The sequence below is a fragment of the Streptomyces sp. NBC_00704 genome (assembly GCF_036226605.1).
GTDB lineage: Bacteria > Actinomycetota > Actinomycetes > Streptomycetales > Streptomycetaceae > Streptomyces.
In genome coordinates this window covers 5938627-5959191 of sequence record NZ_CP109000.1, presented here as the reverse complement: position 1 = coordinate 5959191, position 20565 = coordinate 5938627, and the positions used below count along the sequence as shown (strand labels likewise).

General features: G+C 73.3%; 11 protein-coding genes. 4 read left to right on the top strand and 7 right to left on the bottom strand.

Annotated elements, in window-relative coordinates; translation table 11 throughout:
* Positions 1-353 precede the first annotated feature (353 nt).
* From OG802_RS26020 to OG802_RS26010, 3 genes are all read left to right on the top strand, one after another.
* Positions 354-1367, top strand: coding sequence for a LacI family DNA-binding transcriptional regulator (locus OG802_RS26020; RefSeq protein WP_329414171.1), 1014 nt, complete (start codon positions 354-356; stop codon positions 1365-1367).
* Between the two features lie 206 nt (positions 1368-1573).
* The gene (locus tag OG802_RS26015; RefSeq protein ID WP_329414170.1) at positions 1574-3616 is read left to right on the top strand and encodes a glycoside hydrolase family 31 protein; all 2043 of its coding nucleotides are present in this window, start codon (positions 1574-1576) and stop codon (positions 3614-3616) included.
* A 148-nt stretch (positions 3617-3764) separates the two neighbouring features.
* Positions 3765-4952: a sulfotransferase family protein gene (locus OG802_RS26010; RefSeq protein WP_329414169.1), complete on the top strand. Its 1188-nt coding sequence runs from the start codon at positions 3765-3767 to the stop codon at positions 4950-4952.
* Between the two features lie 85 nt (positions 4953-5037).
* On the opposite strand, the gene OG802_RS26005 is transcribed toward OG802_RS26010, so the two are convergent.
* The 6 genes from OG802_RS26005 to OG802_RS25980 all read right to left on the bottom strand — a co-directional run bounded on the left by OG802_RS26005 (position 5038) and on the right by OG802_RS25980 (position 15653).
* Positions 5038-7299, bottom strand: a complete 2262-nt coding sequence (locus OG802_RS26005; protein ID WP_329414168.1) for a glycosyl hydrolase family 95 catalytic domain-containing protein — start codon at positions 7297-7299, stop codon at positions 5038-5040.
* A complete protein-coding gene (locus OG802_RS26000) occupies positions 7296-9263 on the bottom strand; it encodes a beta-galactosidase (RefSeq protein WP_329414167.1) in 1968 nt (655 codons plus the stop codon). Before OG802_RS26000 ends, OG802_RS26005 begins: the two co-directional genes overlap by 4 nt.
* Positions 9263-11497 carry a 1,4-beta-glucanase gene (locus tag OG802_RS25995; protein WP_329414165.1) on the bottom strand — a complete coding sequence of 745 codons (2235 nt, stop codon included), beginning with the start codon at positions 11495-11497 and terminating at the stop codon, positions 9263-9265. Before OG802_RS25995 ends, OG802_RS26000 begins: the two co-directional genes overlap by 1 nt.
* Before the next feature lie 459 nt (positions 11498-11956).
* Positions 11957-12892, bottom strand: a complete 936-nt coding sequence (locus OG802_RS25990; protein WP_329414164.1) for a carbohydrate ABC transporter permease — start codon at positions 12890-12892, stop codon at positions 11957-11959.
* Positions 12889-13923, bottom strand: a complete 1035-nt coding sequence (locus OG802_RS25985) for an ABC transporter permease (protein ID WP_329414162.1) — start codon at positions 13921-13923, stop codon at positions 12889-12891. Before OG802_RS25985 ends, OG802_RS25990 begins: the two co-directional genes overlap by 4 nt.
* Before the next feature lie 26 nt (positions 13924-13949).
* Positions 13950-15653, bottom strand: a complete 1704-nt coding sequence (locus tag OG802_RS25980; RefSeq protein ID WP_329414161.1) for an extracellular solute-binding protein — start codon at positions 15651-15653, stop codon at positions 13950-13952.
* A gap of 329 nt (positions 15654-15982) precedes the next feature.
* Here OG802_RS25980 and OG802_RS25975 point away from each other — a divergent pair, with 329 nt between their 5' ends.
* The gene (locus OG802_RS25975; RefSeq protein WP_329414160.1) at positions 15983-18865 is read left to right on the top strand and encodes a glycoside hydrolase family 3 C-terminal domain-containing protein; all 2883 of its coding nucleotides are present in this window, start codon (positions 15983-15985) and stop codon (positions 18863-18865) included.
* A gap of 139 nt (positions 18866-19004) precedes the next feature.
* On the opposite strand, the gene OG802_RS25970 is transcribed toward OG802_RS25975, so the two are convergent.
* Positions 19005-20450 carry an aldehyde dehydrogenase family protein gene (locus tag OG802_RS25970; protein WP_329414158.1) on the bottom strand — a complete coding sequence of 482 codons (1446 nt, stop codon included), beginning with the start codon at positions 20448-20450 and terminating at the stop codon, positions 19005-19007.
* Positions 20451-20565: the final 115 nt, after the last annotated feature.

Sequence of the window (20565 nt, the reverse complement as noted above, 5' to 3'; positions counted from 1 at the left end):
TACCCGATCCGGGCCGCGGTGGCCACCCCACGCGCGCGCCTTCGGGCGGGCGGGGGCCCGGCGGCGGGGCTGGGAGGGGGCGGCTCCGCGGCGTCCCGCGGGCGTCGCCCGGCGTCCGCGCGCGGGCCGGGCGGGGCGCTCGGCGCGGTGGCGCGGCCTGGGCCGAACGGGTGTGGGCGACTCGCGCGCCGTGTTCGGCGTACTCTTCTCCACCAACTCGCCACAACTCCGTGTCGAAGCGCTTCGACAACCTATGGACACCCACTCGCGCTAGAGCTACTGTCGAACCACCCTCACTCGCCCCTGTTCGCAATGCGCACTGTCGAAGCGCTTCACAAAACTTGGAGAGCTGGATGGTCACCCTCGCCGAGGTCGCCCAGCACGCCGGAGTCTCGGCGAGCACGGTGAGCTATGTCCTCAGTGGCAAGCGGTCCATCTCCACGACCACCCGGCAGCGCGTCGAACAGAGCATCCGGGAACTCGGCTACCACCCGAACGCGGGCGCGCGCGCCCTGGCGAGCAGCCGGTCGAACATCATCGCGCTGATGATCCCGCTGCGCACCGACATCTACGTGCCGGTGATGATGGAGATCGCCATCGCGGTGGCCACCACGGCCCGCACCCACGGGTACGACGTGCTGCTGCTCACCGGCGAGGAGGGCTCCGACGCGGTCCGCCGCGTCACCGGCAGCGGGCTCGCCGACGCGATGATCCTCATGGACGTCGAACTCGACGACGAGCGGCTGCCGTTGCTGCGCTCCTGCGGCCAGCCGTCCGTGCTGATCGGCCTGCCGGCCGACACCTCGGGTCTGACCTGCGTCGATCTGGACTTCGGGGCGACCGGCGCGCTGTGCGTGGAGCATCTGGCCACACTCGGCCACCGCGACATCGCCGTCATCGGCGAGGCCCCGGCGGTCTACGAACGGCACACCGGCTTCGCCGAGCGCACGCTCGACGGGCTGCGCGGCCGGGCGAGGGAACTCGGCCTGCGGCTGCTGCACCGCCCGTGCGAGGGCGGGTACGACGCGATGGCGGTCACCCTGGCCCGGATCCTCGACGAACGTCCGGGCACCACCGGGTTCGTCGTGCAGAACGAGTCGGCGGTGGAGCCGCTGCTCGCGCTGCTGCGCCAGCAGGGCCGGGCCGTGCCGGAGGACGTCTCGGTGGTGGCGATCTGCCCCGACCAGGTCGCCGTCCAGGCATCGGTGCGGCTGACGTCCGTGGCCATCCCCGCGCAGGAGATGGGGCGGCACGCGGTGGAACGCCTGGTCGCCAAGCTGGAGGGGCGCGGCGGCGACGAGGTCGTGCTGATCGCGCCCGAGCTGACCGTCCGGGCCAGCACGGGACCGGCGCCCTCCGGAGCCTGACCCGCCCCCTCGCACCGCCGTCCGCCCCCGCGCACGTCGACCCGCCGCCCCTCCCCCCTCTCACGCCTTCCCGTTGTCACGCCTCCCCTCGCCACGCCTCACCGTCGTCACGCCGCCACGTCCTCGTCTACCGCGCCGGTCCGGGCGCCCCCGTGCCCGCGTCCCCCGCCTCACTCCCGTCTGCACTCCTTCAAGGAGCACCCCTCGTGAACCAGCCTGCCGAAAACCAGCCACAGGTCAGCCTCGCGCAGTCGTCGCCCACCGTCGGCACCTTCCGGGAGCGCGACGGCGCGCTGGAGTGGAGCGGCCGTCAGGAGACCCTGCGGGTCGAGCCGTGGGGTCCGGACGCCGTCCGGGTGCGCGCCCGGCTCGGCGGCCCGATCCTCGAGGGGCTGCCCGGCGCCCTGCTCGACGGGCCGCCCGCCACCGAGAGCAGCGTCAAGACGAGCGAGGCGGAGGGCCTGCTGACGGTGGGCGCGCTCACCGTCGAGGTGAGCGCCGAGGGCCTGGTCCGCTTCCTGCGCACCGACGACCGCACCGAGATCCTGGCCGAGGACCGCGCCCACTTCTGGTGGCCGGGCTCGCGCCTCTACACGGCCGTCGGCAACGGCCACCACCGCTTGGAGCAGCGGTTCGCCGCCTACGACGACGAGCGGCTGTACGGACTCGGGCAGCACCAGCACGGCCGGCTCGACCAGAAGGGCCTGGTCCTGGATCTGGTCCAGCGCAACGCCGAGGTCGGCATCCCGGTGCTCACCTCCAGTCGCGGCTACACCCTGCTGTGGAACAACCCGGCGATCGGCCGTGTCGAGCTGGCCGGGAACGGCACCCGCTGGGTCGCGGACTCGGCACGCCAGATCGACTACTGGATCACCGCCGGCGCCCCGGCCGACGGCCAGCGCCGCTACAGCGCGGTCACCGGCCGCACCCCGATGCTGCCGGAGTGGGCGGCGGGCTTCTGGCAGTGCAAGCTGCGCTACCGCACCCAGGACGAACTCCTGGACGTGGCGCGGGAGTACAAGCGCCGGGGGCTGCCGCTCGACGCCATCGTCTGCGACTTCTTCCACTGGACGCACCTGGGCGACTGGAAGTTCGACCCGGCCGAGTGGCCCGACCCGGCCGCGATGGTCCGCGAGCTGGCGGAGATGGGCGTCAAGCTGGTGGTGAGCGTGTGGCCGTCGGTGTCGCCGCTGAGCGAGAACCACCAGCTGATGGAGCAGCGCGGGTACTTCATCGGCACCCAGTACGGTCCGATGGCGCACGCCGACTGGCCCGACAAGGGGGTCGCCTCGACGGTCCAGGTGGCGTTCTACGACGCGACCAACCCCGAGGCACGGGACTTCCTGTGGTCGAGGATCCGGGACAACTACCTGGCCCCGTACGGCATCACGGCCTTCTGGCTGGACGCCTGCGAGCCGGAGCTCAAGCCGGGCTTCCCGGAGAACCTGCGCTACTGGGCGGGTCCGGGTCTGGAGGTCGGCAACATGTACCCGGCCGAGAACGCGCGCACGTTCTACGAGGGGCTGCGCGCGGCGGGCGAGGAGGAGATCGTCAGCCTCAACCGTTCGGCGTGGGCGGGCAGTCAGCGGTACGGGGCCGCCCTGTGGTCCGGTGACATCGGGACCGACTTCCCGACGCTGCGCCGGCAGATCGCCGCCGGCCTCAACACCGCGCTGTCGGGCATCCCGTGGTGGAACACCGACATCGGCGGCTTCCACGGCGGGGACCCGGACGACCCGGCGTACCGGGAGGTGATGGTGCGCTGGTTCCAGTTCGGGGCGGTGTCGCCGCTGATGCGCCTGCACGGCTTCCGCGATCCGGGCATGCCGCTCGGCCCGGACATGACCGGCGGCCCCAACGAGGTGTGGTCGTACGGCGAGGAGGCGGGCGCGATCCTGGAGGCGTACCTGCGGCTGCGGGAGCGGCTGAAGCCGTACGTCATGGACGTCATGCGGGAGGCGCACGAGGAGGGCCTGCCGCCCATGCGGCCGCTGTTCCTGGAGTTCCCGGACGACCCGGCGGCCTGGTCGGTGGACGACGCCTACCTCTTCGGCCGGGACCTGCTGGTCGCGCCGGTTCTGACGGCGGGCGCGACGACCCGCACGGTCCACCTCCCGGCGGGCGCGGTCTGGACGAACGCGTGGACGGGCGAGACGTACGAGGGGGGTGCGCGGGCCACGGTGGACGCCCCGCTGGAGCGCCTCCCGCTGTTCCTGCGGGACGGGGCGCGGCTGCCGGTGGCCGAGTAACGCCGGTCCGCCGCATACGGGTCGAACTGCCTTGTGCGATAGGGGGGTTGGCGGGGTAGGGAGCTGGGGTCCGGGCGTCCCCCCTGCCCCGCTTTCCCCCGTCGCTCCCGACCGTTCCCCCGCCGACCCCGCGAAAGGGTGTCCCCCCATGGCGTCGTCCCCGCTCGCCCTCACCGTGGCCAACCAGGTGCTGCGGCCCGGTTTCCGCTCCCGCCGCACGCCCGACCGCGTCTTCGACCGGCTCTCGGCGCAGGCGGGTTCGGCGCCCGGGGACGAGGAGTTCGCCGAGGAGTTCCGGTTCCTGCTGCGCCACTGGGCCCGGGACGGGAATCTCACGCCGGTGGGCTGGTGGTCGGCGCAGGGCCATGTCCGGCGGCATCTGGCCAACCGCGCCCGCGTCCGGCGGCTGATCGCCGAGCACCCCGGCATCGCGCGGGAGCCGGTCGAGCGGCCGGTGTTCGTGGTGGGGCTGCCGCGCACCGCGACGACCCTCACCCACGGTGTGCTCTCGCTGTCCGAGGAGCACCGATGTCCCCTGCTGTGGGAGCTGCTCACCCCGGACCTGGCGGGCCCGCCCGAGCGGCACCGCAGGGCTGTCGCCGGGGCCCGTCTCATGGTCGGCGCGATCGATCTGTTCGCGCCGCGCTACCGCGACATCCATCCCCTGGTCGCCGAGGGCCCCGAGGAGTGCACCTTCGCGCTCCCGCACACCGTCATGCCGCTGTCCCAGGCGCGCATCCCGGCCTACCGGGCGGCGCTGGAGGAGCGGGACTTCGTCCCCGACTACGCCTACCTCAAACAGGTCTACCAGGTGCTCCAGCACGGCCGCCCCCGCCGCCGCTGGGTGCTGAAGTCCCCTCTGCACACCGGCCATCTCGACGCGCTGCTGGCCGTCTTCCCGGACGCCACGCTGGTCTGGACGCACCGGGAGCCGGCCGCCGTCGTGGCGTCGTTCTGCAGTCTGGTGGAGCACGGCATGGCGATCACCCGGCGCCCGCTGGACCTGCACGAGCTGGGCGCGACCTGGCTCGCCCTGCTGAGCCGTTCCGTGGAGCGCGGACTCGCGGCCCGGGCCGCCGTCCCGCGCGAGGCGCTGGTGGACGTCCCCTACTCGTGGCTGGGCTCCGATCCGGCCACCGGAGCCCCGAAGCTCTACGACGCCGTGGGCGCCCGCTGGACCGACGCCGACGCCGCGCGGCTCCCCCGGGTCGCCGCCCGCCCCAAGGGCAGCCGGCCGCACAGCTACGACCTGGCCCGCTACGGCCTGACGCGGGCCGGCGTCGACGCCGCGTTCGCCGGGTACGACGCCCTGCGCGCCGAGGTCGACCGGGCCTGACGCCCGGCCCGGCGCGCCGCCCCCGCCCCCGCGCACGGCGGGGGCGCTGACGGGGCAAGGGGCGCCGGGCGCGTCCTGTGGACGCTCACCACGTCCCCAGGGTGAGGACGTGCTCCTCTCCGGCGACCAGGTCGACCGTGCGGGGATCGCCGTCGGGGGTCCGCACGTCGACGCGGTGCGTGCGCCGCGGTGTGAGGACCGCCCGGCCGCCGTCGGGGCCCCAGGTCAGGTCGAGTCCGGCGCCGAACCGGGTGCGCACGCCGCGCAGTTCGCCCGCGGGGAGCGCCGGGGGCACGGCCGGCAGCAGCACCAGCCGGTCGGGGGTGGACTGGACGAGCGCCTCGATCAGCACGGCGGGCAGGGTGTGCGCGGCGTCGGCGTTGTAGACGTCGCGGCGGGGGTAGTGGGCGCTCATCAGGGAGTCGTGGAAGAAGTCGCCGTCGAGGACCGCTCCCAGGGCGTTGGCGACCCGGTGGGCGTCCCGCAGCCGGGCGGCGATCAGGGCGTGGTGCAGGTGGCCGTGCGCGGAGTCGTTCTCCGCGCCGCGCAGTTCCAGGGCGCGGTGGGCGGCCGCGGCCTGCCGCGGGGTGTCGTAGGGGTTGATCTCGTCGAGGGGCCAGACGCCGTAGAGGTGGCTGAGGTGGCGGTGGTCGTAGGAGTCGTCGAGGCCGGGCCAGGCCCACTCGGCGAGGGCTCCGTCGGCGTTGGTGCGGTGGGGCGGGAGGCGGTCGGCGAGGGCCCGCCAGCGGGCCGCCTCCGGGGCGCCGGGGTGGTAGTCGGCCGCGGTGAGCAGGGCGTGCCGGGCGGCGGAGAGGTCCATGGCCGCGTTCAGCGCGCCCCAGCCGCCGTTCGCGGGCCGGTTCTCCGGCGAGTAGGAGGGGACGACGACGAGCCGGCCGTCCGCGTCGGTGCGGGTGAGGAAGTCCTCGTAGAAGCGGGCGGTCTCGGCGAGGGCGGCGGCGGTGCGCGGGTCACGCGCGCCGCGGGTGTCGTCGTGGTCGACGAGGGGCTTGAGCAGCCAGTCGGCGCCGGCGGTCCACAGGTGGAGCGGGTACTCGCGGCTGAAGTGGTACGACAGCCCGGACTCCCCGTCGGAGTGCGCGGGCGCGACCGCTCCGCGGGCGCCGAACACGGCGCGCGCGTTGGCCCGCCAGTCGTCTAGCTGACGGTCGATCAGTGAGGCGAGGGCCTCGGTGACTTCGGGGAGGGCGGCGGCCGCGGCCGAGGCGGTCTGGAGGTTGACGTTGGCGTCGTTGGTGAACGCGCCGGACCAGGCGGTGTCCCAGTCGCCGGTCCACAGGCCCGGCAGGCGGGGCGGGTTCAGGCCGGAGGAGGACAGGAGGTGGTAGCGGCCCGCGGCGAAGAGCCGCTCCAGGAGGGCGGGGCTGCGCGGGCGCGCCAGCAGCTCGGAGCCGGGCAGGGCGCGTTCGGCCGGGTCGGCGCGCAGGTCGAGGGTGACACGACGGTAGGCGGTGCGGTGCGGGGCGAGGTGGCGTTCGAGCAGTTCGCCGTAGGAGTGCGGCAGCCGGTCCAGGGCGTGCCGCTCGGCGAGGACGTCGAGTTCGCCGGTGTGCCGGCGCACCCGGGTCAGCAGGAGCACCGACGTGGCGCCGGTGACCCGCACGCCGGGCAGGGTCAGGTCGGCGCGGCCGCCGGCGGCGACGACGAGGGTGACGCCGGTGTAGGAGCGGTCGCTGTCCGGGTAGCGGGCGCGCAGGGTGAGCAGGGCCCCGGACGGTGTGCGGACGGCGCTGTGACCGACGGCGAGGCCGGCGGGGGCGCCGGGGAGCCGGTGGTCGAGCGCGATGTCCACGTCGAGTCCGGTGACCTGGTGGACGATCACGTCGTCGGCGCGGGAGACGAACACCCGGCCGGTGGCGTCCGCACGGCTCGCGACGGTCTCGCCGGTGGTGAAGTCGACGGACCGCAGGAGTCGGCCGTCGCCGCGCGACCCGTGCGAGGGCGGGCGGCGCACGCTCATCCGGAAGGCCGGGTGGAAGGGCTGGACCCACCGCAGCGGGCGGTGGTCGGTGAAACTCTCGGCGGCCGTCGTGTCACCGGCGAGCAACGCGTCCTGGAGCGCGGGGAGTTCGTCGGCCAGCTCGGGCGGGCGGGCGTGTTCGGAGCCGTTGGGGCGGACCAGGGTGTGATGGGTGACGACGACCCGTTCGTCATGGGGGTCGCCGAACACGAGGGCGCCGTGCCGGCCGTTGCCGCTGAGGTAGGCGTCCTCCCAGCGGGCGGCGGGCCGGTGTTCCCAGGTGCCGTGCACGGGGCCGTCGGCGCCGCCGAAGCCGGGAGGGGCGGGCTCGGCCGGACGGGAGGCAGGGGTGGGCTGTGTGGTCATGGGCGCAGCACCGCCACGCCGTGGCGGCCCAGTTCGATCCCGTCCGTGACCGTCGTGCCGGTCAGCAGCTCGTGGTGGGCCCCCGCGAGGGGGACGGTCACGGGCTCGCGGCCGTGGTGGAGCAGGAAGAGCAGGTCGCCGCGGCGGACGGCCTCGACGCCGGGCGGGAGGCCTTCGAGGACGGGCCGCACGCCCGCCTCGGCGGCGATCCGGGCGAGGAGGGTGCGGAAGGCGCCGGGTTCGGGGAGGGTGGACAGGTACCAGGCGCGGTCCCGGCGCAGGACGGCCGGCATGCCCTCCAGCTCGCCCCGCCGGTAGACGGCCTCGACGCGGGCGTCGGCGGCCGGTTCCAGTTCCTCGGACCACAGGACGCCGTCGAAGCCGTCGGTCCCGACGCTCTCCCCCGCGTCCAGCGGCCACCACTCGTGCAGGACGCGGATGCCGAACAGCTCGCGCAGCCGGGCGTCCATGCCGCCCTCGCGCACCCGGTCGTCCTCGTCGGCGACGCCGGTCAGGAACCCGCAGACGAGGACGCCGCCGCCGCGGACGTAGCCGAGGAGGTTGTCGATCGCCGCGTCGGTGAGGGCGTACAGCTGCGGGACGAGGACCATGCGGTAGCCGGACAGGTCGTGCGCGGGGTGGGCGAAGTCGGCGGTGAGGTTGTTCTCCCACAGGGCGCGGTGCCAGGCGGTGAGGACGGCCGGCAGGTCGACCTCGGCGGACGGGCGGGCGTCCTGGGCTCCGGCCCACCACGCGTGCCAGTCGTGGAGCACGGCGACCTCGGCGGTGATGTGCCGGCCGGCCGTGTGCGGGCCGAGTCTCGCGAGGTCGGCGCCGAGCTGCTTGACCTCCTGGAAGGTGCGGCCCTCCTCGCCGGCGTGGCTGACCATCCCGGAGTGGAACTTCTCCGCGCCCTGCCGGGACTGCCGCCACTGGAAGTAGCAGACGGCGTCCGCGCCGCGGGCGACCGCCTGAAGGGACCACAGGCGGTTCATGCCGCGCGGCTTGGGGTGGTTGACGCCGCGCCAGTTGACGGGTCCGGCGGCCTGTTCCATCAGCATCCAGGGGCCGCGCGCCTGGGAACGGGTCAGGTCCTGGACCATGGCGGCCTGCTGGGCGCCGTAGGGGTCACGGGGGTCGGGGTAGAGGTCGACGGAGACGACGTCCTCCTCCTCGGCCCAGCGCCAGGCGTCCTGGCCGATCCACAGCGGCATGAAGTTGGTGGTGACCGGCAGGTGCGGGGTGTGCCGGGCGACGATGTCGCGTTCGGCGCGGAAGCACTCCAGGAGCATGTCGGAGGTGAAGCGCCGGAAGTCGAGGACCTGGGTCGGGTTCTTCAGGTAGTGCGGGGTGCGCGGGGGCAGGACGCCGTCCCAGGTGTCGTAGTCCTGGGACCAGAACGCGGTGCCCCAGGCGGTGTTGAGGGCGTCGAGGGTGCGGTACTTCTCGCGCAGCCAGCGGCGGAACGCGGCGGCGGCCTCGTCGCCGTGGTCGAAGGTGCAGTACTCGTTGTTGATGTGCCACATGGTGAGGGCGGGGTGGCCGCCGTAGCGGGCGGCCAGGTCCTCGGTGATGGCGGCGGCGTACCGGCGGTAGACGGCGCTGGAGTGCGAGAAGTGCTGGCGGCCGCCCCACCACTCGGTGCGGCCGTCCTCGGTGCGGGGCAGGGTCTCGGGGTGCAGCCGGCCCATCCAGGGCGGCGGCGAGGCGGTGGGGGTGGCCAGGACGACGCCGACGCCGCTGTCGTGCAGCAGGTCCATCAGGGTGTCCAGCCAGCCGAACTCCCGTGTGCCGGGCTCGGGTTCGAGCCGGGACCAGGAGAAGACGCCGAGCGTGACGGAGTTGACGCCGGCGTCGCGCATCAGCCGGACGTCCTCGTGCCAGGTCTTCTCGGGCCACTGCTCGGGGTTGTAGTCGCCGCCGAAGAGGATCCGGCCGCGGGTGGCGTCGCCCAGGTTCGGCATCAGACGGGCTCCCCGTACTGGATGCCGCGCCCGTTGGTGGCGATGTAGACGCGGCCGTACAGGCGCGGGTCGGCCGCGAGGGTCGCGCCGATCCAGCCCCACTGGTGCCGGTCGTCGTTGATCCGCGTCCAGGTCTGAGCGCCGTCGTCGGAGCGGTACACGGCGGTGATCGTATCCGTCGAGCCGACCATGTAGACCGCCGGGTACACGGCGCCGACGGCGGCCTTGCCGAAGGCGAGGGTGTAGGAGGCCCAGCAGCTGGTCAGCTTGGTGAAGGTCACCCCGCCGTCGGTGGACCGGTACAGCCCGTTCCACTTGGTGCTGAGCCACAGGTCGCCGGACCGGCCCGGGGCGGCGGCGAGCTGGAACTGGCTGTCCCCGGACGGCAGTCCGCTCGCCCGCCCGGTGAACGTGAGGCCGCGGTCGGTGCTGGCGAACAGGGTGCCGGTGTCGGTGTCGTAGGCGTAGAAGCGCGCCGGGTCGGCCGGGTCGGCGAGCGGGGTGGCGCCCTTGGGGAAGGAGGCGACCTCGGACCAGGTCGCGCCGTCGTCGGTGGAGCGCTGGGCGGGGTACTTGGTGCCGTCCCAGTGCACGAAGGACCACAGCAGCACGCTGCCGTCGCTGTTGGCCGCGATCGGGCCGGGGGCGTCCTTGGCGATCGCGGGCTGGGCCGCGAAGGGCGCCCAGGTCTTCCCGCCGTCGCGGGAGTACGCGCCGTTGCCGTGGTCGCCGAAGCCGGTGCGCACGACGTACGAGGGCCTGGCCGCCGCCTGGGCGAGTCCCGTCGTCGAACCGAACACCGGGTTGGCCGCCATGCCTCGGGACGGCGAGGCCGTGAGCCGGTCGTGGTACATCACGCCGACGTCCCCGAGGCCGCTGATCAGGTGCGCCGTCCCCGTCGGCGGCGAGATCAGCTGGCGCACGGAGGTCTCCTCCAGGCCGCGGATCTGCGGGGCCCAGTGCTTCAGGTCCCGGGTGCCGTAGAGGGTGGCGCCGGTGCCGTACACGACGTGCTTCGAGTCGTACGGGTCGACGGCGAGGGCCTGGATCCACCAGCCGAACTTGGGCTCGTCGGCGCCGAAGGTGAGGAACGGCGTCTCGGACACGTCGAGGACGGCGGAGTCCTTGAGGGACGTCCAGGTGCGGCCGCCGTTCGTGGTCCGGAACAGGGTGTCGACGGCCGACCAGCGGTTGTTCGTGGAGACGACGACGGTGCCGGGCCGCCGGGCGTCGACGGCCGCCCCGCCGTAGCCGAACGAGTCCCGCCCTCCGTCGCCCGTCGTGCCGCCGGGCACGACGGGGGTGACGTCGGTCCATCTGCCGGTGGCCGTGGCCAGCTTGTGCACGCTGCCGTCGGACTGCCCGTTGGGTCCGGGCGCGTCGGCGTACGTCACGTACAGCTCGCGGGTGTGGCAGTCGTAGGCGGCCCGGATCGGCACCCTGGCGTTCGCGCCGGCGGGCTGACCGGGGACGGCCTGCCAGGTGCCGCCGTCGGTGGTGCGGTACAGGTTGGCCGCCCGGCCGTCGGAGTCGCCCCAGCCCGCGTAGAGGGCGCGGCCGGCGGCGACGAGGAGCGTGACGCCCTGCCCGGTGGCGGACGGCGTCGCGGGGAACCCGGCCGCGGCCGCCCAGGTCGCGCCCCGGTCGGTCGACTTCAGCAGGCCGTCGTGGCGGGTGCCGAGCCACAGGGTGTCGCTGTCGCGCGGGTCGACCAGCAGCCGCTCGCCCGTGCCCCGGCCGTCCTCGTTGCCGCCGAGCTTCACGGTCAGGTCGGTGCGCGCCCAGGTGGCGCCGCGGTCCTCGGAGCGCAGGACCGCGCCGTTGCCCGCCCAGGACTGGGCGTAGGTGCCCAGGGCGAGGTAGAGGCGGTTCGGATGCGCGGGGTCGACCGCCATCGCCTCCACGCCGAGCAGGTTCCAGTCGTCCCAGCCGAGGTGGTCGGTGAGCGGGGTCCAGCGGGCGGTCCGGTCGTCCCAACGGTAGGCGCCGCCGATGTCCGTGCGGGCGTAGGCGAGACCGCGCACGGCGGGGTGGAAGAGGACGCCGGTGACGAATCCGGTGCCGCCGATGACGGCGTTGCGCCACCGGTAGGCGGGGGCGGCGGCGCCACCGGCGGTCGCGGTGGCGGCTTCGGCCGCGTCGGCGCGCCCCTGCACCACCGGGAGCGCGGTGAGCGCGGCGGCGGCAGCGGTGCCGGCGAGGACGCTGCGGCGGCTGAGCGGGGAGACGGACATGGGGTACCTCGCAGGGTGGGGTCGCGGTTCGGGGGCGCTGCCGGGGACGGCGGACTGCGGGCGGCTGGCGGCTGGCGGGGGGATGTGTGTCGGACGCGGGACGGCAGGGTGCCGGGGGCGCGACACGGGGTCGTGGGACGGGTGGGGGCGATGGGAGGCACCGGGGGCGTGGGGGCCGGCGCGGTGTGCGGCTCCGGGCCACGGGGTGGGTGGAGGGGCCGGTCGGGCGCGGGGGCCGCGAGGTGTGCGGCTTCGGGCTCATGGGATGTGGGGGCGACCCCGGGGCGGGGGGCGAGGGTGTGCGGTTCCGTCGTGTGGGCGCGACCGGTGACGGCCGCCACGCGGCGGCAGGCCCGACGGCCCCGGCGGCCCCGGCGGCCCCGGCGGCCGCGGGGGCGGGGCCGCCGGCGCCGTGGCCTGAGGGGCTCACCGGCTGGTGAGGCCGGCCCGGCTCGGGCGCTACCCCTTCACCGCGCCGGTGAGCATGCCCTTCTTGAAGTGCTTCTGGACGAACGGGGAGAGCACGGCCACCGGCAGCAACGCCATCACCATGACCGCCATCTGCACGGCCAGGGCCGACAGTTGTCCCGTCTTGATGGCCTGTCCCATGCCGACCGGAGCCTCCTGCTTCTGCACCAGCTGGATCATGACGTTCTGCAGCGGCATCATGTCCTGGTCGTTCAGGTACAGCGACGCGTTGAACCAGGCGCTCCAGTAGCCGACGGCGTAGAAGAGCGTGATGACCGCCAGCACCGCCCTCGACAGGGGCATCACGATCTGCCACAGGATGCGGAACTCGCCCGCGCCGTCGATGCGGGCGCTGTCGATGAGTTCCTGCGAGATGCCCTGGAAGAACCCGCGCAGGACCAGGATGTTGAACACGCTGATCGCGCTCGGCAGGATCAGCGCGAGATAGGTGTCCGTCAGGCCGAGGGACTGCACGAGCAGGTACGTGGGGATCAGGCCGGCGCTGAAGAACATCGTCGCCAGCAGGATCATCAGCAGCCAGCGGTGTCCGAGCGAGCCCGAGCGGGAGAGTCCGTAGGCGCACAGCACGGACACGCTCATCGAGAAGAGCGTGCCGACGAGGGTGATCAGGACGCTGATGACCGCGGCCCGGGTGACCTGGCCGCCGCCGAGCAGCTCCCGGTAGGCGACGAAGGTGAGGCCCTTGGGCACCATCACCAGACCGCCCGCCTCGTCGATCGTCTTGCGCGAGGAGAGGCTGGTGACGAGGACGATCCACAGCGGGAAGAGGATCGCCAGGCAGGCGAAGGACAGGGCGACGCCCTTGCCCGCGAGGCCGGCCCTGCTGGGCGGTTCCTCCCACACGGGCCGCGGGGGCGCGGCCCACCGGCCGGGCGGGCGCGTCGGCTTGTCGATGACGGCGGTCATTTCTTGTACACCCCCTGCTCGCCCATCAGATGGGCCACCTTGTTCGCGACGAGCACCAGCCCGAGGCTGATGACGCCCTTGATCAGACCGGCGGCGGCCGCGTAGCCGAAGTCCTGGTTGCGGACGCCGTTCCACCACACGAAGGTGTCGAGCACTTCCGACGCCCCGGGTCCCACCGCGTCGCGCTGCAACAGGATCTGTTCGAAGCCGACCGTCAGCGCGTCGCCCACCCGCAGCACCAGGAGCAGCGCGATCACCGGCCGCAGGGCGGGCAGCGTCACGTGCCACATGCGGCGCCAGCGGTTGGCGCCGTCCATCGCGGCGGCCTCGTACAGGTCCGGGTTGACGGAGGCGAGCGCGGCGAGGAAGACGATGATGCCCCAGCCGGCGTCCTTCCAGACGCTCTGCGCGGTGATCAGGAACTTGAAGGTGTCCGGGTCGGTCATGATGTCGACGCCGTCGTACCCGTGCTGCCGCAGCAGCTGCGAGAGGATTCCCGCGCCGCCGAACAGCTGCTGGAAGACGGCGATGACGAGCACCCACGAGAAGAAGTGGGGCAGGTAGAGGATCGCCTGCGACACCGCCCGGATCCGGGGCCGGACCACGCTGTTGATGAGCAGCGCGACCAGGATCGGGACGGGGAAGTACAGGACGAGCTGGAGGAAGAAGAGCACCAGGGTGTTCTGGACGGCGCTCCAGAAGGCGGAGTCCTCGAAGAGCCGCTGGAAGTTCTCCAGGCCCACCCAGGGACTGTGCAGGATGGAGACGACGCCGTTGTCGCTGACGTAGGGGTCGTAGTCCTGGAAGGCGACCACGTTGCCGAGGATCGGCACGTAGTTGAAGAGCAGGACCAGCAGCACCGCGGGCAGGGTCATCAGCAGCAGGACGCGGTCGCGTCTGAACCTGGTCCGCAGACTCAGCTTGCCGGCGGTCCGCCCGCTTCCGGGACCGGCGGTCCCGCCGGACGCCGCCGGCGTCTTCTGCGCCTCGTCGGCCTCGGCCCTGCTCCGAGGCACCGTGCTGTTCGACACGGCCGTTCTCCTCGCCCCGGTCCTGGTCAGCTCGCCGCCGGGCCGTTGTCGTCCAGCAGCTTCTGGTACCAGTCGCGCAGCTGGTCGCCGCCCTTCTTCTTCCAGTCGGCGACCGCCTGCTGCATGTCTCCGATCTTCTTGCGGCCGCGGACGATGTCGTCCTCCAGCTGCTCGAAGTCGTTGGAGAGGTTGGTCCAGCGGGTGGGCTCGGTGATCTGCATGCCGTAGAAGGCCGACTTCTTGGTGAAGGCGCCCATTCGCTGCTGCCACTCGACCTGGCCCTTGGCGACGTCCGGGAAGTCGGGGTGCGCGATGGTCGCGGCCGGGCTCGCGATCATCACGAAGGCGTTGGCGACCTCCTGGTTGCCCTTGTCGTTCTTGACGGGCACCCCGTCCTTGACGGTGTAGTGCGTGCCCTCGACCCCGTAGTTGGTGAGCATGTACTCCTTGGTGCCGTACGGGGCGGCGGTGACGTTGGCGACGGCCAGCACGTCGCGGATGACCGACTCGGAGGCCTTCTTGTTGACGAAGGCGAAGATGTTGGCCGGCTGGGTGGCGTAGATGACCGGGTCGGCGCCGCCGTGGCCGAAGATGTCCATGCCCCAGATCCGGAAGTCGGGGTTCTGGGTGGCCTGCGAGGCCTGCTGCCCGTACCAGCTGGAGATGTCGTTGTTGTAGATCAGGAACTCGCCGGCCGCGAACTTGGTGCTCGGGTCGACGGCCTGGCTCTTGCCCAGCTTGAAGTCGGGGTGCACGTACCCGGCGGCGAACAGCTTGCGGGACCATTCCAGCGCTTCGAGGTAGGCGTCCAGCTCGATGCGGTTGACGAGCTTGCCGTCGACGAGGACCCAGCCGAGCGGCTTCTCCTGGCCGGAGGGCACCCCGAAACTGTTGAACGCGGTCCACTTCATGTCGCCGCAGGCCCACACCTTGGCCTTGGCGTCAGTGATCTCCTTGGCCAGCGCCGTGAACTCGTCCGTCGTCTTCGGGACCTCGTAGCCGTGCTTGTCGAAGAGGTCCTTGCGGTAGAAGGGGACGATGTTCGGCACGTACGAGGACGGCATCGGCAGGGCGCGCAGCTTGCCGCCGAAGATCGAGCGCTGCCAGGCGTCCGTGGGGATCGCCGCGAGGTTCGGGTACTCCTTGACCTTGTCGCCGGACAGGTAGGGGCCCAGGTCGGCGAACTTGCTGAGGATGGCGCTGGGTATCTTGCCGCCCATGTTCCAGCCGGGGACGACCACCACGTCCGGCACGTCGCTGGAGGCGAGGACCGCGCCGAGCTTCTGGTCGTAGGTGTTGCCGTCCTGGTTCTGCCAGACGACGTCGACGCCGGTGAGGCTGTTCATCCCCGTGTAGTAGGGGTTGTCGGCCTTCGGCGGCGAGCCCCAGAACGGCGACATGACGGTGACCTTGCCGCCCTTGCCGAGCTTCTTCGGCACGGACGTCTTCAGGGCCGAGAGGTCGAGCTTGCCGGTGAAGCCGACCGCGGAGCCGTTCTTGGACGGGATGTCGGGCGTCACCACGCCGGCGGCCACGTAGGCGGGCAGGATGTTCTTCGCGGCCTTCCCCGACGTGGTCCCCTCGCGTGAGTCGCCGTCCGACCCGCCGCAGGCGGCGAGCAGGGGCATCCCGCCGGCCACCGCTGCGGTGGCGACCGCCGTGGAGGCGAGGAAGCTTCTCCGGCTCGGTCCGGAAGGACCAGAAGAGAAGGAAGCGGCGTTCGGCGTCATTGCGTCAACCCTTCATGGCGCACCAGGACACCCGGCGGTGGCCGTCGGCTGCGGTGTCTCGAGTGGAACTGGCTGAGCCGAAGCGGTTCCTGCGGCCCCGTGTGCTGGGGCTTTCCAGTCGAAGCGCTTCGATGTTGCTGCGAGGTTAAGTGAACACCCCGGGGTGCACAAGGGTCGTTCCCAAGATTCCTCCGCGGTAGCGCGGGTGACCTGTTCGTATGCACCGCTTGAAATATGCGTGAGGTCCCCTTGACACCCGGCGGGGTGCCGACTGAGCATCGAAGCGCTTCGAAAGAGCCCAGCCCGCTCCACCGCAAAGGGAACCCCACGTGACCGCACACCCGCCGCCCGCGCCGCCCTTCCGTGATGCGCGGCTGCCGTTCGCGAAGCGCATCGACGACCTGCTGTCCCGGCTGACCCCGGACGAGAAGGTCTCCTTCCTGCACCAGTTCGCCCCCGCCGTCGAGCGGCTCGGGGTGGCCGCGTTCCGCACCGGCCAGGAGGCGCTGCACGGCGTCGCGTGGATGGGCCCGGCGACGGTGTTCCCGCAGGCCGTGGGGCTGGGCGCGACCTGGGACACCGACCTGGTGCGCCGGGTCGGCGAGGCGGTGTCCAGGGAGGTGCGGGCGATGCGCGCCCTCGACGAGCGCGTCGGCCTGAACGTGTGGGCGCCCACCGTGAACCTGCTGCGCCACCCGTTGTGGGGTCGCAACGAGGAGGGCTACTCGGAGGACCCGAAGCTGACCTCCGCCATCGCCACGGCGTACACCCACGGCCTGCGCGGGGACCATCCGACGTACTGGCGCACGGCCCCCGTCCTCAAGCACTGGCTGGCGCACAACAACGAGACCGACCGGGCCGTCACCTCGTCCTCGGTGCGCCCCCGGGTGCTGCACGAGTACGATCTGCGCGCCTTCCGCGACACCGTCGAGGCGGGCGCGGTGGCGGGTGTGATGCCCGCGTACAACCTGGTCAACGGCCGCCCGAACCATGTCTCGCCGTATCTGCGCGAGCAGTTGCGGGCCTGGACCGACGAGGATCTGCTGGTCTGCTCGGACGCGGGCGCGCCCTCCAACCTGGTCGACAGCGAGCACTACTTCGACACCCACGAGGAGGCGACGGCGGCCTCGCTGCTGGCCGGCGTGGACAGCTTCACCGACCACGGCACCGACGGCTCGACGATCGCCGCCCGGGTCCGGGGCGCGCTGGAGCAGGGGCTGCTGACCGAGGCCGACGTCGACGCGGCGGTCCGCCGCCAGCTCTCGGTCCGCTTCCGGCTCGGCGAGTTCGACCCGCGGGACGACCCGCACGCGGGGACCGGCGCGTTCGACACCCCCGAGCACCGCGCGCTGGCCGGCGAGGCCGCCGAGAAGTCGGTCGTGCTGCTGCGCAACGACGGGGTGCTGCCGCTGGCCGCGGACGCCCGGATCGCGGTGGTCGGACTGCTCGCCGACGAGTGCAAGACCGACTGGTACAGCGGCACGCTGATCCACCGCTCGACCCCCCTGGAGGGGCTGTACGAGCGGTTCGGCGCCGAGCGGGTCGAGTTCGCCGAGGGGGTGGACCGGGTCCTGCTGAAGACCTCGGCCGGGACGTTCCTGACGGTCCCCGCCGCGCCCGAGGCCGCCGGCGGGGCGCGCGGCGCGGAGGGCGCGCTCGACCCGGCGCTGCTGGCCGGCCGCACCGACCTGCCGCCGCTGACCGCGGACGCCGGGGGCACGGAGCTGGCGCTGGTGGACTGGGGCGAGGGCGTGCTGACGCTGCGCGCCCCCGACGGCCGCTATCTCTCGGTCGCCGAGGACGGGCTGCTGCGCGCCTCCGCCGACCAGCCCGGCGGCTGGGTCGTCCAGGAGACGTTCCGGCTCGAACCCCATGAGAACGGTCACCTCCTGCTGCATCTGGGCACGGGTCGTCATGTGTGTGTCGCCGCCGACGGCGTGCGGGTTGCCGGGCCGCAGGAGAACGGGGCGGATCCCGAGGTCCCTGAGGTCTTCGAGGTCATCGTCGTCGAATCCGGCGAGAGCGCAGTGACGCGGGTCACTGCCGGGGCCGACGTGGTCGTGGTGGTGGCCGGCAACGACCCGCACATCAACGGCCGGGAGACCGAGGACCGCGCCACGCTGCGGCTGCCGGCCCACCAGGAGCGGCTGCTGGCGGCGGCCCGGGCGGCGAACGCGCGCACGGTGCTGGTGCTGGTGTCGGCGTACCCGTACGCGTTCGAGCCGGGAGAGACGGCCGCGGCGCTGTGGACGGCCCATGGCGGTCAGGCCGCGGGCGCCGCCCTGGCGCGCGTCCTGGCGGGCGACGTCTCCCCGGCCGGCCGCCTGCCGCAGACCTGGTACGCCGACGACGCGGACCTGCCCGGCCTGCTGGACTACGACGTGATCGGCGCCCGGCAGACCTACCTCTACTTCGAGGGCGCCCCGCTGTTCCCGTTCGGGCACGGCCTGTCCTACGCGTCGTTCTCGTACGCCGGTCTCACGGCGCGGGTGGCGGACGGCCGGGCGCACGTGGTCTGCACGGTGACCAACACCGGCGACCGGACGGCCGACGAGGTCGTCCAGCTCTACACCCGCGCCGTGGACCCGTCGGTCGTCCGCCCGCGCCGTGAGCTGGTCGGCTTCCGCCGGATCACCCTGGCCCCCGGCGCGAGCGCGGACGTCGCCTTCGACGTGCCGCTGTCCGCCTTCGCCTTCTGGGACGTGGCGCGGCGCGCGCCGCGTGTGGAGCCGGGCCCGTACGAGCTGCTGGCCGGCGCGTCCAGCGAGGACGTCCGGCTGCGCACGACCGTCGTCCTCGACGGCGAGCCGTCGGCGCCGCGCGCGGTGCGCGAGGACGGGCTCGCGGCGGCCGACTTCGACGAGCAGAGCGGGACCGAGATCGTCGACCGCGCGAAGGAGGCGGGCGACGCGGTGACCCCGGCCGGCCGCGGGACGGGCGAACTGCTCTACCGCGCCTGCGACTTCGGCACGGGCGCGGAGGCGGGCACGCCGGGGGTGACGGCCGTGACGGTGACGGCGTCCGGCGAGGGCACGGTGGAACTCTCCCTCGACGGCGGCCCGGTGCTCGCCACGGTGGCCCTCGGCACGCCGACGCCGGGCCCCTACTCCTACGTGACCGTGGACGCGCCGTTCGTCGCCGGCGGCGTCCACGACCTGCGCCTCGGACTGCGCGGCCCGCTGCGGCTCGCGCACGTCGGCTTCTCCGGTTGAGGGTCCGGACGAGGCCGACGACAGGAAGGGGCCCGGCGCCGGCAGGCAGCGGCGCCGGGCCCCTTCGGGCACGCGGAGCGGGGATCGTTCCCGTCAGCCGGTCACCGGGGCGGGATCCGGCCCCCTGAGGGCGACGGGATCAGAGCGCGAGGCCCGTGAGGACCAGCACCCGCTCGTAGGTGTAGTCGTCCATCGCGAACCTGACGCCCTCGCGGCCCACCCCGGACTGCTTGGCGCCGCCGTACGGCATCTGGTCGGCGCGGTAGGAGGGCACGTCGCCGATCACGACGCCGCCCACCTCCAGCGCGCGGTGGGCCCGGAAGGCGGCCTGGAGGTCGTGGGTGAACACGCCCGCCTGGAGGCCGTACTTGGAGGAGTTGACGGCCGCGAAGGCCTCGGCCTCGCCGTCCACCCGCTGCACGGTGAGGACCGGTCCGAAGACCTCCTCGCACGCGATCGTGGCGTCCGCGGGCACGTCGGTGAGGACGGTCGGCGCGTAGGAGGCGCCGTCGCGCTCGCCTCCGGCGAGGAGCTTCGCGCCCGCGGCGACGGCCTCGTCCACCCAGGACTCGACGCGCCGGGCCGCGGCCTCACTGACCAGCGGGCCGACGTCGGTGGCGTCGTCGGAGGGGTCGCCGGTGACCTGGGCCTCGACGGCGGCGACGATGCGCGGCAGCAGCCGGTCGTACACGGAGGCGTCGGCGATGACCCGCTGCACCGAGATGCAGGACTGGCCGCCCTGGTAGTTGGAGAAGGTCGCGATGCGGGCGGCGGCCCGGTCGAGGTCGGCGTCGGAGGCGTAGTCCGCGAGGACCACGGCCGCTCCGTTGCCGCCCAGCTCCAGGGTGCAGTGCTTGCGCGGCACCGAGTCCATGATCGCGTAGCCGACCTGCTCGGAGCCCGTGAAGGAGATCACCGGCAGGCGCTCGTCCTGGACGAGGGCGGGCATGCGGTCGTTGGCGACGGGCAGGATCGACCAGGAACCGGCCGGCAGGTCCGTCTCGGCGAGCAGTTCGCCGAGGACGAGGCCGGACAGCGGGGTCGCCGGGGCGGGCTTGAGGATGATCGGCGTGCCGGCCGCGATCGCCGGGGCGACCTTGTGGGCGCACAGGTTCAGCGGGAAGTTGAACGGCGCGATGCCGAGCACGACGCCCTTCGGGAAGCGCCGGGTGAGGGCGAGCCGCCCCTGGCCGCCGAGGTCGGTGTCCAGGCGCTGGGCCTCGCCGCCGTTGAAGCGCCGGGCCTCCTCGGCCGCGAACCGGAAGACCGACACGGCACGGCCGACCTCGCCCCGCGCCCACTTGACGGGCTTGCCGTTCTCGGCGGAGATCAGCCGGGCGATCTCCTCGGTGCGCTCGGCGAGCCGCTTGCTGACGTGGTCGAGGGCGGCGGCGCGCACATGGGCCGGGGTGGCGGCGAACTCGTCCCGTACGGCGTACGCGGCGGCCACGGCCTCCTCGACCTGGGCGTCCGTCGGCACGCCGACCCGGGCGACGAGACGGCCGTCCCAGGGGGAGGTGACGTCGAAGCTGTCCTCGCCGGTGACCTGGCGGCCGGCGAGCCAGAAGGCGTGGAGGGAAGTCATATGCGGGTCCCGGCCCTTCCGCTTAGGGGGTGTCAAGAGGTGTGCGTGGTCCACGGTAGGGGCGGAACGCCGGGCGGGCGCTTGTCCGAGTCGTACGGATGGCGGGCGGTTGTGC

Coding starts and splice junctions, on each gene's coding strand:
- OG802_RS25995 (WP_329414165.1), bottom strand. CDS start 11,497: ATGTCCGTCTCCCCGCTCAGCCGCCGCAGCGTCCTCGCCGGCACCGCT.
- OG802_RS26020 (WP_329414171.1), top strand. CDS start 354: ATGGTCACCCTCGCCGAGGTCGCCCAGCACGCCGGAGTCTCGGCGAGC.
- OG802_RS25980 (WP_329414161.1), bottom strand. CDS start 15,653: ATGACGCCGAACGCCGCTTCCTTCTCTTCTGGTCCTTCCGGACCGAGC.
- OG802_RS26005 (WP_329414168.1), bottom strand. CDS start 7,299: ATGACCACACAGCCCACCCCTGCCTCCCGTCCGGCCGAGCCCGCCCCT.
- OG802_RS26000 (WP_329414167.1), bottom strand. CDS start 9,263: ATGCCGAACCTGGGCGACGCCACCCGCGGCCGGATCCTCTTCGGCGGC.
- OG802_RS25990 (WP_329414164.1), bottom strand. CDS start 12,892: ATGACCGCCGTCATCGACAAGCCGACGCGCCCGCCCGGCCGGTGGGCC.
- OG802_RS26010 (WP_329414169.1), top strand. CDS start 3,765: ATGGCGTCGTCCCCGCTCGCCCTCACCGTGGCCAACCAGGTGCTGCGG.
- OG802_RS25970 (WP_329414158.1), bottom strand. CDS start 20,450: ATGACTTCCCTCCACGCCTTCTGGCTCGCCGGCCGCCAGGTCACCGGC.